At 69.7% G+C, this 13,444-nt stretch carries 10 protein-coding genes; 3 read left to right on the top strand and 7 right to left on the bottom strand.

Translation table 11 applies throughout. From position 1 onward, the window contains the following. Window positions 1–16: 16 nt before the first annotated feature. A complete protein-coding gene (locus tag KEG38_RS41360; protein WP_272426072.1) occupies window positions 17–1,141 on the top strand; it encodes a glycosyltransferase family 2 protein in 1,125 nt (374 codons plus the stop codon). Beyond that, window positions 1,138–1,932, top strand: coding sequence for a polysaccharide deacetylase family protein (locus KEG38_RS41355; RefSeq protein WP_272426071.1), 795 nt, complete (start codon window positions 1,138–1,140; stop codon window positions 1,930–1,932). Before KEG38_RS41360 ends, KEG38_RS41355 begins: the two co-directional genes overlap by 4 nt. Here the strand turns inward: KEG38_RS41355 and cheB are convergent. The 7 genes from cheB to KEG38_RS41320 are packed head-to-tail and all read right to left on the bottom strand — an operon-like array spanning window position 1,929 to window position 11,531. Next, window positions 1,929–2,954, bottom strand: coding sequence for a chemotaxis-specific protein-glutamate methyltransferase CheB (gene cheB, locus KEG38_RS41350; protein ID WP_276074407.1), 1,026 nt, complete (start codon window positions 2,952–2,954; stop codon window positions 1,929–1,931). The two genes, KEG38_RS41355 and cheB, sit on opposite strands and share 4 nt — an antisense overlap. Window positions 2,955–2,964: 10 nt before the next feature. Continuing rightward, a complete protein-coding gene (locus KEG38_RS41345; protein WP_272426069.1) occupies window positions 2,965–3,795 on the bottom strand; it encodes a CheR family methyltransferase in 831 nt (276 codons plus the stop codon). After that, the gene (locus tag KEG38_RS41340; protein WP_272426067.1) at window positions 3,792–6,152 is read right to left on the bottom strand and encodes a HEAT repeat domain-containing protein; all 2,361 of its coding nucleotides are present in this window, start codon (window positions 6,150–6,152) and stop codon (window positions 3,792–3,794) included. Before KEG38_RS41340 ends, KEG38_RS41345 begins: the two co-directional genes overlap by 4 nt. Beyond that, window positions 6,149–8,683: a methyl-accepting chemotaxis protein gene (locus tag KEG38_RS41335; protein WP_272426065.1), complete on the bottom strand. Its 2,535-nt coding sequence runs from the start codon at window positions 8,681–8,683 to the stop codon at window positions 6,149–6,151. The genes KEG38_RS41340 and KEG38_RS41335 overlap by 4 nt, the downstream gene beginning before the upstream one ends. After that, window positions 8,667–9,131 carry a chemotaxis protein CheW gene (locus KEG38_RS41330; protein WP_272426063.1) on the bottom strand — a complete coding sequence of 155 codons (465 nt, stop codon included), beginning with the start codon at window positions 9,129–9,131 and terminating at the stop codon, window positions 8,667–8,669. The genes KEG38_RS41335 and KEG38_RS41330 overlap by 17 nt, the downstream gene beginning before the upstream one ends. Further along, window positions 9,128–11,149, bottom strand: a complete 2,022-nt coding sequence (locus tag KEG38_RS41325) for a chemotaxis protein CheA (protein WP_272426061.1) — start codon at window positions 11,147–11,149, stop codon at window positions 9,128–9,130. The genes KEG38_RS41330 and KEG38_RS41325 overlap by 4 nt, the downstream gene beginning before the upstream one ends. After that, window positions 11,142–11,531 carry a response regulator gene (locus KEG38_RS41320; protein ID WP_272426059.1) on the bottom strand — a complete coding sequence of 130 codons (390 nt, stop codon included), beginning with the start codon at window positions 11,529–11,531 and terminating at the stop codon, window positions 11,142–11,144. The genes KEG38_RS41325 and KEG38_RS41320 overlap by 8 nt, the downstream gene beginning before the upstream one ends. Before the next feature lie 189 nt (window positions 11,532–11,720). On the opposite strand from KEG38_RS41320, the gene KEG38_RS41315 reads away from it, so the two are divergent. Then, window positions 11,721–13,187 carry an ATP-binding response regulator gene (locus KEG38_RS41315; RefSeq protein WP_272426058.1) on the top strand — a complete coding sequence of 489 codons (1,467 nt, stop codon included), beginning with the start codon at window positions 11,721–11,723 and terminating at the stop codon, window positions 13,185–13,187. The last annotated feature ends 257 nt before the right edge of the window (window positions 13,188–13,444 follow it).

Below are 13,444 nucleotides of genomic sequence, written 5' to 3'. Positions count from 1 at the left end.
ATCGGGGGCGCGGGCCATGGATTTCTTATTCTGGCTGGCATTTGCGTTCGTGGCGTACACCTACGTCGGATATCCGCTCGGGATCTGGGCGCTTTCCCGATTTCGACGCGAGGATCTCGTCGATCCGGACGTCGTGGGCGAATGGCCCGCCGTCACCGTGGTGATCGCGGTCCATGACGAGGCGGCGCGGATCAAGGCCAAGCTCGCAAACCTCCGCGCGCTCGATTATCCGCCCGATCGTCTGCATTTTCTTTTCGTCTCGGATGGGTCGACGGACGCGACGGAGGCCATCCTCGGGCGCGAGCCCGACGTGACGCTCCTGCGGTATTCGGAGCGGCGGGGCAAGGCGTACGCGCTGAATGTGGCGATGGCCCACGTGGAAACCCCGATCGTCGTGTTCGCGGACGTTCGCCAGCAGATCGAGCCGCGGGCTTTGCGGCACCTCGTGACCCGCTTGCTGCAGCCCGGCGTCGGGGCCGTGAGCGGAGAGCTCGTGCATGTCGATCCGAGGACGCGGGCCGCGGCGCACATCGGGCTTTACTGGCGATACGAGAAATGGATCCGCAAGGCGGAGAGCCGCTTCGCCTCGACGGTGGGCGTCACCGGCGCGTTGTATGCGATCCGGCGCGAGGACTACACGCCCCTGGAACCGGGCACGCTGCTCGACGATTTCGAGCAACCGATGCACCTCGCGCGCCGCGGCCGCCGCGTGGTCTTCGAGCCGCAGGCCGTGATGTACGACGAGCTGCAGGAGGACGTGGCCGGGGAGCGAAAACGGAAGATTCGCACGCTCACCGGCAATTTCCAGTCGTTCGTGCGGCACCGCTGGTTGTTCGTGCCGTGGCAGAACCCGCTCTGGGTACAGTTCGTCTCGCACAAATGGTTCCGGCTGCTCGTGCCTTATGCGCTCGGTGTGATGTACGTGTCGTCCGTGCTGGCCCCCGGGACGTTTTACCAGGCGGCGGCGACGCTGCAGGGCGCGTTTTACATGCTGTCCTTCGCGGGCGCGGCCATCCCGACGCTGCGCCGGAGCCGGCTCGTGAGCTTCGCGGAGGTGTTCGTCGAATTGAACCGGGCCTCGGTGCTGGCGCTGCGCAACTACCTCGAAGGCCGCATCGACGCGCGGTGGGAGAAGACATGAGCCGACTCGTCGTCCTGATGTATCACGCGCTCTACGAGGGCGAACGGGAGTTTTTGGCGATCGACCCGGCGGATCGGCCGTATGCCGTCTCTGTGGACGCGTTCGAGGAGCAGCTCGACATCCTCGCGCGAAAGGGGCTCCCGGTGGCGGATCCTGCCGCACTGCCGAGGGGGATCCATACGAGTGATCGTATCGTGCTCACGTTCGACGACGGCCACGTGAGCAGCCACCGGCACGCGTTGCCGCGCCTCTTGCAGCGGGGGCTCCGGGCGGCGTTTTTCGTCACGTCCGATTTCATCGTAAAACGTCCGGGGTTTTGCGATTGGTTCGATGTGCGCGAGATGGCGGATCTCGGCATGTCGATCGGCTCTCACGGGCGGACGCATCGATTTCTCGACGATCTGCCGGAGGGGGAGGCGCGCGCGGAGCTTCACGATTCCAAAGCGACGATCGAGGATCACGTGGGCCGCGCCGTGGAGCAAATCTCGTTCCCCGGCGGTCGATTTCGGCCGCGTGACGTGGAGGCAGGGATTCTGCTGGGCTACCGGGTGTTCCATTCTTCGCGCGTCGGCGCGCACAGGTCGGGGCGTTTGCCCGAGGGCGTGGTGCTCAGCCGGATCGCGGTTCGTCAGGGCACGTCACCGCGCGAATTCGAGGCCCTCGCGAGCGCGTCGCCGGCGTGGCTCCTCCGGGCTCGTGTGCTCGGCGGGGCGAAGGCGGCGGTGCGGCGGGCCCTGGGGAATGGGCTTTATCACGCGCTGTACGAGCGAATGGCGGGCGGGGCGGGTTAGGCGACGTGCCGCACGAGGAGCTCGCCCATCTTGTCGATCGTCGCTTCCCCGCAGGCGAGACCCGCTTCACGAACACACCGCGGCATACCATACACGATGCACGACGATTCCGACTCGACGAGGAGCCTCCCGCCCGCCGCGTGGATGGCACGCGCTCCCGCGAGGCCGTCGTCGCCCATTCCCGTCAGCACGACGCCCAGCGCGCCGGCGCCGAATCCCTCGGCCGCGCTCCGGAACAGGAGATCCACCGAGGGGCGGTGCAAAGCCTCGACGTGGCCTTCCTCGATGCGCGCATAGGAGCGGCCCGCCCGTCGCTCGACCCTAATGTGCGTGCCTCCACGCGCGAGAACCACGAGGCCGGGGGAAAGCTCCTGGTCGTCCGCAGCCTCCTTGACCGAGACCGCGCTCGCCTGGTCCATCCGCCGCGCGAGCGCATCGGTATACCCCGGCGGGATGTGCAGGGCCGCGACGACGGGCACCGGAAAATCGCGCGGCAGCGAGGTGAACAGGCGCGTGAGCGCTTGCGGGCCGCCCGTCGAGGCCCCGACGACGACGAGGCTCGTCTGATGCAATCGCGGCTGCACGGCCGGCGTTTCGATGTCCGATGCCGCGCATCGCTGGTGTTTGGCCGCTGCAAGGACACGACCCACGAGTTCGTTCGATAACTCGTACAGCCGATCCGTCGCGAGCGAGGTGGGCTTCTGGACGAGGTCGACCGCCCCATACGCGAGCGCTTTCTTGCCGAGCTCGCTTTGCGCGTCCGAAATGCTGACCGCCACGACCGCGGGCGCGCCGGTTGTCGGGAGCGCACGTAATACGCCAATGCCGTCGAGGTGCGGCATCACCAGATCGAGCACGACGACGTCGGGGTGAAGCTCGGCGATCTTCTCGAGCGCGTCGAGGCCGTCCCGCGCGATATCGACCACCTCGATGCCCGGCTGCTTGCCCAGGACCTCCCGCAAGACTTTGCGGGCGAAGGCCGAATCGTCGACGATGAGGACCCGAATTGGCTTTTCCATCATGGCGGAGCCCTCAGCCCACCTTCCGGTAGACGAAGGCTCCGCCTCGCTCCTCGCACCGGAGCGCCGTGCCGAGCCGCAAGAGCGACTCCGATACCCCCACGAGCAGGGCGCCGTTCGGCACGAGGACCCCGGTGAGCGCGTCGATCACGCGTCGCGCCGTCGAGTCCTGGAAATAAATGAGTACGTTGCGACAAACGATGGCGTCGAAGAGACCGAGCGTTTTGATGGCGTCCCCGTCGAGCAGGTTGATGCGTCGGAAATCGACAGCATTGCGGATGTGGTCGCTCACCACGATGCGCTCGCCATTCTTCTGCAAGAAGCGCCAGGCGCAAGGCGGGACCTTCACCTGGCTGCGCAGTGAGCGGGGGCCGTATTCGCCCGCCCGTGCCGCCGCGAGGGAGCGCGTGCTGACGTCGCTCGCCACGATCTCCACCCGATCGAGCAGGCCACGCTCGGCGAGGAGCATGGCCATGCTGTATGGCTCCTCCCCGGTCGCGCAAGCCGCCGACCAGACCCGGACATTGCGTGATCCGGAAGCCTCGGCGAGGGGGACGAGGATCTCGCGCACCAGGGCTTCGAGTTGATCGAACTCGCGAAAAAAATAGGTCTCGCCGACGACGAGCACGTCGGCCAGCGCGTCGAGCTCGACCGGCCCCGAGGGATCGTAACGCAGATAATAGTAATAATCGAGCAATGAATCGAAACCCGCCTCGACGGCCCGCACGGCGACCTTGTCGCCGAGCAGGTCCTTGTCGAGGGGCCCGTAATGGATGCCGAGTTTTTCCTCGATCAAGGCGCCGAGGATGGCGAAGACCTGGGGGGATATCGGCAATCCGTTCATGCGCCCCATTGCGCCACGACGAGCGAGCACACCCGCCGGACCTCGGGATCCGGATCCACCGAAGCCGCCTGCTCGAGCGCAGCGTGGGCCTGCCGCGTGCCGAGCGCCGCGAGCGTGGTCGCCGCCGCCTTGCGCGCCGCGGGGTTTGGCAGGCCAAGCGCCGCCAGGAGCGCCTCGTTCGCGCTGTCGCGGCGCATCCGCGCCAGGGCCGAAGCGAGCCGCGCGGCGAGCTCGTCGTCCGCCGTCGCGAGCGACTCCAGGATGCCCTCGATCCGGCCCGGCAAGGGCGCGCAGAGCGCGGCGAATGCGCGTTGCGCCGCCGGATTCGCAGCGTAGAGCCCGACGAGCGCCCTCGTCGCCTCGACCCCGGGCCGCTGCGCGAGGATGCCCATGGCCGTGGCGGCGACGCTCTCGTCTGCGTCGCTCGCCGCCCGCACGAGCGCAGGCAAGACCTCGGGCGAAGGCACGCCCGCGATCGCCGAGACCGCCACGATCCGGGTCGCGACGTCGGGCGAGGCCATCCCGGCCACGAGGTGCGGAACCAACTCGGGCCGTCCCATGAGGCCGAGGCCGATGAGAGCCGCGCGCTGGACGTCCGGATCCCGCTCCTCGGCCGCCTTTTGCAGCGCAGCCGCGGCGACCTCGCCCCGCAGGTACGCGAGCGCCTCGACCGCCCCCACACGCACGTGCCCCGCCTCGTCGTCGAGCAGCGCGGCGATCCGTGGCGCCGACGCCTCGTCCCCCAGCCGTCCGAGGGATTTGCACGCGAAATAGCGGACCCACGCGTCCGCGTCGCCGAGCGCGTCCACGAGGCAGGCAACGACGCGGCCCTCCGCGGTCGATTGTCCGAGGGCACGTACCGCCGCCGCGCGCGTTCGCGGGTCGGGACCGGTCGCCAGCGCGAACAGGGCGTCGAGGGCCGAGGGCGCGTCGAGGTAGGGCAGGCCGGCGATGGCGACGTCGCGGACGCGCGTGTCGGGATCGCCGAGGGCATCGAGGAACACCGGCAGCGCCGCGTCGTAGCCGAAATACCCGAGGATACGCAGCGCAGCCCGGCGGACGGCGGGGCGCTCGCTCCGCGCGGCCTCGAGCGCGAGCGCCTCGGTGTCGGTGCTGCCGAGCGACTGGATCGCCGAGCTCGCCGCATGCACGACGCGGCCGTTCAGGTCCGCGAGGAGAGGAAAGAGCACGCGGACCGCGGAGGGATCGCCGATGCGACCGAGCGCGTCGCACGCCGCGGCCCGGACCTCGGGGTCCTCGTCGCCGAGGCAGCGGACTACCTCCGCCATCGCAGCGCGGCTCGTGACGAGCGGCAGGAGGAGCAGGCGACGAGGCGAATCGCCGTCGCGCAGGGCGTCGAGCACACGCGCGTCCGAGCTTTGCCCGAGCTGAAGGAGCGCGCCGGCGGCCGCGGCCGCCACGGCGGACGGGCCATCGAGCAGCGGCCGCAGGTCCGGGATCGCAGCTTCGCTCCCGAGCGCCGCCAGCACCGCGCAGATCGCAACCTGTTCGGCCTGATTCGCGCCGCGCAGGCCCTGGACGAACCGCCGCACGGTCGCGGGCACGGGCACCGAGCGGCGCAGCGCCTCGTCGATCGGCGCGACCACGCCGTAGAGCTCGGCGTGCCTCTCGCGCAGCTCCGCGAGCGCCAGGGCCACGGAGCGGACGATCGCGTCGCCGGGACGCGCGAGCAGGCGTACGAGCGGCGCGACCGCGGCGCGATTGCCGGTGCGGCCGAGCGCACGCGCGGCCTCGAGCATGTACCGCATGTCGAGGAGCAGGTCGGCGAGCGGCTCGACGGCGCGTGGATCGCCGCTGCGGCCGAGCACGTCGATGGCCGGGAACGTGCGGAAGAAGTTGCCGCCCGTCACGACCCGCACGAGCGACTCCACCACGCGCCGGCCCCCGATGCGCCCGAGCGCCTCGACCGAGGAGACGGCCACGTTGTCGTCGGGATGCGAGACGAGCTCGGCGAGCCTGGGCAGGGCGAGCATGCTCTTGCGACGGCCGAGGATCTGCGCCGCGTCGGCGAGGACCGCGGGAGCGTCGGCATCGGCGAGCGCGAGGACCGCCGGGTCGGCATTCCCGGCCGAGGCCGAGAGAGCGTCGACCGCGGCGGCGATACGCGCCTCGTTGTCGCGCCTGTCGCGCAGCGCGACGCAGAGCGGCTCCACCGCGACGTCGCCCATCGCGGCGAGCGCGGCGACCACCTTGCGTCGCACGGTCCAGCTCGGGTCGACGAGCATCTCGACGAGCTCCGGCACACCGGAAGCGCCCATCGCCTCGAGCATGCGGATCTCCTCGATGCGCTCCTTCTCCGCGTCCGAGAACGTGAAGCTCCCTGGGGCCGTGCTCATGACTCCGATGCCGCTCCTCCGGCGGTCCCATTCGTGGGCGCCCGTAGTTTGGAGAGCGCCGACCACAGGCTCGCCACGGTGTCCGCGTGCCCGGCGCTCGCGTCCCGGATGCGCGCCACCTGATCGACAACCTGCCCCAGCGTGTCCCGCGCGGCGAGCGCATCCCGCGCCTGCACGAGCAGCGCGCCGGCCGCGGCGCGTGTGCGCCCGCGCATGTCGACGAACGTCTTCGCGAGCTTCTCGGCGGCGCTCGCTTGCTCCGCGGAGGAGCTCGTGATCGTCTGCATGGACGTCGTCTGCCGCGCCGCGGTCGTGGCCAGCATGGCGACCGTCTCTGCTTGCTCTGCGACCGCGCGCGCGGCCTGCTTCGCGATGCGCCGCACGGCCTCGCCCTCCTTCGCGAGGGCCGCGGTGGCCTTGGTCTGCTCGGCGGCCGCGGCCTTCACCGCCGCCGCCAGCGTGGCGACCTGCCGCGACGCCGCGTCGACCTGCTTGGCCGCGCGCGAGCGCTCGGTCACGACGCGGGCGACCTGCACGGCCTGCTTGCGCGCGTCGTCCACCGCCCGCGCCACCTCGGCCGCGCCGGCCGCCTGCTCGCCGAGGCCCGTGATCATCCGCTGCGCCGCGCTCGTGACCTCCTGCGCGAGCGCGCCTATGCTCGTGAGCGCCCGCGTCTGCTCGACCATCGCCGCGCTCGTCTGGTGCGTCAGCGCGCGCATTTGCACGGCCGCCTTGGCGAGCTGCACGGCCCCGGCGGCTTGCTCGCTCATCGCCCGCGAGACCTTCTCGGCGCTCTGCGTGAGGAGCGTGTTGGCGCGGACGACATCACGCAGGCTGCGGGCCTGCTCGCCCGTTGCCTCCTTCGTCTGCCGGGCCATGCGGCGCATCTCGCTGCTGCCTTGCGCGAGCGACTGGATGGCGCTCGTCTGCTCGGCGGCCCCGCGCGCGATCACCTTGCCCTCCTCGTTCACGCGCGCCGCGATCTGGGCCATCGAGGTCACGGCCTGGACCTGATCGCTGTTTGCCCGCTCGACCTCACGCACCGACCGGCCGAGCCCCTCCACGCCTTCGAGGATCGTCCCGAGCGCGCGCTCGGCGTCGACGGCGAGGCGCGAGGCGTCCTCGGCCGTCTTCACGCCCTCCACGGACGCGCTCACGGCTTCCCGCGCGGTGACCTGCAGGCCTCGGACGATCTTGGCGATGTCGGCGCTCGCCGCGGCCGCGCGATCGGACAGCGCGCGGATTTCCTCGGCGACGACCGCGAAGCCCCGCCCGTGCTCGCCCGCGCGCGCAGCTTCGATGCTCGCGTTGAGCGAGAGGAGATTCGTGCGATCCGCGATCATGTTGATCGTCTGCACGATGTCGCCGATTTCCTCGGCGCGGCGGCCCATCTCCTTCATCACGCCCGACGACTCGACCATCGCCTGGCGGATGTTCCCGAGGCCCGCGATGGACTTGCCCACCGTGGCCGCCCCTTCGCGCGCGGTCGCCACGCTCTGGTCGGCGGTTTTGCGCGCGTTCTCGACGATCCCGACGATGCGCCGCGTGGAGGCCTCGACCTGCGCCGACGCCGCGGCGCTCGTCGCGGCGAGCTGGTTGATCTGCTCGGCGCCTTGCGCCATCGACTGCGCCGAGCGCGCGAGCTCTTCCGCGGCCGCCGCGTTCGCCTCGATCGCCGCGGCGTTCCTCTCGGCGGTCGCCGCGACCTGCTCCACGGACGCCGCGATCTCGGTGATCGAGCTGGCGTTCCCCGCCGCGGCCTCCTCGAGGCCCTTCGCGTGGTCGGCGACGCTCTTGATCGACCGCGCCATCTGCTCGGCCGTGGCCGACGTCTCCTCGACCGCGCTCGCCATCTCCGCGGCGTCCCGCGTCACCCGTTCGAGCGCCGCGCCCGTGCTCGTCACGGCCGTGGCCATCCCGAAAATCCGCTCGCCGACGCCCTTGGCGTCCGTGGAGAGCCTCCCGATGCCCTTGGCCATCTGCTCGATGGTCGTCGCGACCTCCTCCATCGAGGCCGCGTTCGACTCGCCCCGCTCGGCGAGATCGGCGAGGTCCTTCGAGTTCGTCGTCGAGGTCGCGAGCAGCTCCTCGCTCGCGGTCGCGAGCTCCTCGGCGTTCTGGCCGACGCCCTTGATCGAACGGGCGATCTCTTCCGTGCCTGCCGCCGTCCCCTCCGCCGAGGCCGCGAGCGCTTCGGTGTCGCTCCGGACGCCGCTGATGCTCGGCGCGAGCTGTTGCAGCCCGGTCGCCGTGGCTTCGAGGCCCCGGAGCGCCTCGACTGCGTCCTCGCGGATGCGCTGCTGCCCGCGCGCGAGCGCCTGCAGGGCGACGCCGGTCGACTCGACCTCGTCCGCGAGCTCGTCCAGCGAGGCGCGGAGCTCCTGGCCCGACGACGCCCGCCCTTCGGTCCCCGCCACGAGACGCGACGCGGCTTGTTCGAGCGCGCTCGCTTGTGTCGCCGTCCGGCGCAGCTCGCGCTCCGCCTCCGCAGCCTTCGAGAGTGCGAGGTCGATCTCAGCCGTTCCGTTCATCGACATAAATGCCTTCCTGACCGATGATTTTCGGGAAATTGACCAGCATCACGAGACGCTTCTCGCCCGGCCTGCGCTCGACGTGGGCCACGCTCTTCACGAACCCGGAGCTCTCGCCCCCCATCCACGACGGCGGCGCTTGCAGCCCCTCCGGCGCGATCTTCATGATCTCGCGCGCGCTATCGACGAGCAGCCCCACCGTGCGTTCGCCGCTCTGGACCACGATCACCCGTGAATCCATGGTCGGCTCGATCCTCGGCAATCCGAAGCGCAGGCGCAGATCGACGACCGGCACGACGCGGCCGCGGATGTGGATCAGCCCCGCGACGTACGGCGGCGTCCCCGGCACCTTCGTCGCGCCTGCGAAGGACTCCATCTGCAGGACGTCCGAGGCCTGCAGGACGTATTCGCAGTCCTCGACCTTGAAGACGACGTAGAGCTCGCTCATACGGCCACCTCCGTGCGGTTCTGGGAAAGCGCCCCGGAGAGCGCCACGAGGTCGAGGACCAGCGTGGGCCGGCCGTCGCCGAGATCGGTCGAGCCGGAGACGCCGGACACCTTGACGAGCGGGTCCTCGAGCGGCCGGATCACGACCTCCTGCTGCCCGACCATCCGCTGGATCCCGAACGCCAGCGGGGCACCATTGCGCCGCACGAGAAGCGCCTTCGGCTCGTCCCCGGCGGCGAGCGCGAAGACGGACGCGAGGTTCACGAGGGGCACGATCTCCCCGCGCCGCTCGAGAAACCTCACCTCGCCGAAGCGCGTGTGCCGCGAAGGCCCGCGCACGAGCCCCTCCGGCGCGACCTCGACGATCTCCTCGATCGCCGCGACGGGCGCCACGAACGTCTGATCGCCGCAGACGAAGGAGAAGGCGTCGACGATGGTGATCGTGAGCGGGATGCGCAGCGTGAACGTCGTGCCGGCGCCCGGCGTCGTGCGCAGCGACAGCTCGCCGCCGAGCTGATCGACCACGGCGCGCTTCACGATGTCCATCCCGAGCCCCCGCCCGCTCGTCTTCGTCGCTTGTTCGAGCGTCGTCAGCCCTGGCATCGTGATGAGATCGAGCAGCCCCGCGTCGTCCGCGGGAACGGGGCGGGATGCCTTGCGCGCGACCGTTTCACGGTCGATGCCGCGCCCGTCGTCGAGGATGGCGAGCTCGAGCTGGTTCGTGGAGCGCTCGAAGCACGTCACCCGCACGAGACCCTCCTCGGGCTTGCCCAGATGACGCCGTTCGGCCGGCGGCTCGATCGCGTGATCGACCGCGTTGCGGATGAGGTGCACGATCGCCGGGAAGATCCGTTCCGCCACCGCCTTGTCGAGCTCGGCCTTGCCGGCGTCGATCACGACGCGGACCGGCTTCTTCGTGGCGCGGCTCAGCCCTCGTACGATGAGTGGCACGCGGTCGAGCAGCTCGGCGACGGGCACCATCCGGGCGCGCATGATCGCGCCGCGCAGATCACGCACCTGCCGGCCGTAGCTCTTCACGATGTCGCCGAGCTCGCCCACGGCCGCGCCCTGCGCGGCGAGCGCTTCCACGGCGCGCGCCAGGCGAAACCGGGTGATCACGAGCGCGGAGAGCCGCTCGAGCGCGTCGTCGAGGCGCGCCACGTCGACACGCACGATCCCACGCTTTCGCCCCTCGGTCTCGCCGACGTCTTCCTCGGCCGCCTCCGGCTCGCCGAGCGGATCCGCCCCGCCTTCGGGTCGGGGGTGGAGCACCTTCCGCACTTGCTCCGGCGTGGTTCCTGCAGCCGCCGCGAGCTCCTCGTCGCGTACGTCCGTGAGTACGAGCAAGGCGAAGGCGAGCCCGCCGGGCGCCGCGTCACTCGTCGGAATCGAGAGCGGCACGACTTTCACGATTTCTGCGAACGTGCCGATCCGCTCACGGACGGTCGTGATGGTCATCCCCTCGGCCGCGCGGGCGGGCGAGGGCACGAAATCGACCCGCAGCGCGCGCCGCCCGCCCTCCACGCCTTGAATGAGCTGGGCCTTTTCCGCGGCGGAGAGCTTGCCGAGCACGCCGGGCTCGAGGTCGAGCTCGACCGCGAGGGGCGCCTCGTTTTTCGCGATCTCCAGCGCCGCGAGCGCGTCGAGCAACTGCGGCGGCGCGGGCGCGACGGGCGCGTTCGCCGACAGCGCCCGCACCCGCTCGCCAATGGCGCGTAGCCCCGCGAGCAGGGCCTCGACCGCTTTCGCCGACAGCGCCCCGGCCACGCGATCGGCATGGCGCAGCACTGTCTCCATGGCGTGGGCGATGTCCACGATGGGCTCGACCCCCACCATTGCGGAGAGGCCCTTGACGGTGTGGAGCGAGCGAAAGAGCTCGCGCACGGCCCGCGGATTGTTCTCGCCTTTGCGCAGCGAGGCCTCGACAGCGAGCAGGTTCATCGTCGAGGCGGAGAGGTGCTCCTCGGCCTCGACCAGATACCCGGCCAAAAATTCGCTCGCGTCGAACGCGCTACTCATGGAATCCCGCCGCATCCTGGCGGAGCACGGATTGCACGTTCGCCAGGATTGCATCGGGTGTGAAAGGCTTCGTCATGAACTGCGAAGCGCCCGCGCCGAGGGCGCGCGAGCGGGATCCCTCGTCGCCTCGGGTGGTCACGACGAGGATGGGCAGGCGTTTTAGTTTGTCCTGGCCACGGACAAACTCGATGACCTCGAAACCGCCGATGTCGGGCATGTTGAGGTCGAGCACGACGAGATCGAAGCTCTTGAGCGCCAGCTTTTCGATGGCCTCGAGACCACTCGCGGCGTGGGTGAAAGTGAAGTCCTCGACCGCGCGCAGGCAGGCGACGATCATTTCACGCATCACTTTGCTGTCGTCTACGACAAGTATTTCCGTCACGCGACCCCCGAAGTCCGTCCATTAACCCCCTTCCCCGAGCCCGTCAAGCACGCCCACGTAGAATGAGCGTGATCTTTGGATGTCCAATGATAGCGACGCATTGCAGCGTGCGTGCGTTCGCCAGAAGCCAGGATCCGGCCTCGGCACATTGACAGGGGGGCGGCCGCAGTGTAGCGAAGCTGTATCACCATGCCTGCTGCAAGCCGCGTTCCCCAGAGGCGGATCGTCTGGATCGTCGATGACTCCGCACTCGACGCCGAGCGCGCTCGCCGCGCCCTGGCAAATCATTACGACGTTCAGGTTTTTCCCGACGGCACGGCCGTCCTGGAAGCGCTGGGGAGCCATCAGGCACGGCCTGACGTGCTCGTGCTCGATTGGGTGATGCCAGGTGTTTCCGGTATCGAAGTTTGTCGATTCGTTCGTGCGATCAGTACGCACGCCCGCATGGGCATTCTGCTGCTCACCGCCCGGCAGCAAACCGAGCAGGTGGTCGAGGGGCTATCGGCCGGCGCCAACGATTACTTATCGAAGCCGTATGCGACGAGCGAACTCGAGGCACGGGTGGACGCGCTCGTGCGCTCGATAACGTTGCTCGAGCGCGCCGAGAAGGCAGAGGCGACGGTGCGCCAGGTATTGGCAAACGTTCCGGACGCTCTTTTGGTCCTGGGGGAAGAGCAGCGCATCACGTATGCGAACCCGGAGGCGCAAAAGGCACTCCATCGCTGGTCGCCTTCGATGCTCGTCGGCCAGTCGATCTGCGATCTCTTGCCAGAGCTCTCCGCCGAGCTTTTCGCGGCCGCCACGAGCGAGGAGGCATTCGCGCTGCCGGACATCACGATCGATGGCGAAGTGTACGCGCCGACGGTCCGCGTGTTTCCCGTCGACCTCGGCGGAGGCTCGACCATCCTCGCACTGCGCAACGTGACCACCCGGCGGATGGCCGAGGTGCGGCGGCTGGATTTTTATTCGATCATCGCGCACGACCTGCGCTCGCCACTCAGCGCGATGCTGATGCGCTCCGAGCTCATCCTGATGGGCAAACACGGGCCCCTCCCGCGCGAGACCGTGGTCGATCTGCACAAGATGCAGGGCTCGATCCGCGCGCTCGTGGGAATGATCAACGACTTCCTCGACCTCGCAAGCCTCGAGGGCGGGCACGTCAAGCTCGTCAAGGAAGAGGTCGATCTCGTGTCGCTCGTCGACACCGTGGCCGACGTTCTGCGCCCGCTGCTCGTCTCGGGCGAGCTCTCCTTCGAGATGCACCGCGCGCAAAGGCCCGCAGTGCTGGCCGATCGCCGGCGCCTCGGGCAGGTCGTCGCCAACCTGCTCTCGAATGCCATCAAATTCACCCCGCGCGGCGGCACGATCACAGCCACGCTCGAAGAGACGGATACGTACGTCGAAGCAGCCGTGGAAGACACCGGCAGCGGCATCCCATCGAACGAGATCTCAAAGCTGTTCCAGCGTTACAGGCGGGCAAACTCCGGCATGGCAGGCACGGGCCTCGGGCTCATGATCGTGCGCGAGGTGGTGGAGGCCCACGGCGGCACCGTGGGCGTCGACAGCGTCCTCGGCCGCGGGAGCCGGTTCTGGTTCCGCCTGCCGAAGGCCAGCGGGCACGGCGCGCATGCTCCACGCGTCGCGCGCGCCGGGTGATCGCATCGGGAGCCGCCGCGCTGGGGCTTCGCCCCAGGCCCCACCGGGGCTATCCGCCCCTGGACCCGGACCAGCGCAAGCGCTGGACCCAGGGTCGATGAACTGCGCGATGCGCAGTTCATCGAACAGGCCGAGGAACGACCCCTGTCAACCGAGACCGCCGCGCTGCCATTTCAACTGGCAACGCTGCCTGTGGTCTTGCCACCGGCTCGTGGAAGAACTGCGCATCGCGCAGTTCTTCCTACCCGAGTCCAGGG

The sequence above is a fragment of the Polyangium jinanense genome (genome assembly GCF_028435265.1).
GTDB classification, from domain to species: domain Bacteria; phylum Myxococcota_A; class Polyangia; order Polyangiales; family Polyangiaceae; genus Polyangium; species Polyangium jinanense.
Note: the sequence above shows the minus strand (reverse complement) of the source record. Positions and strands in the feature narration are given on the sequence as shown.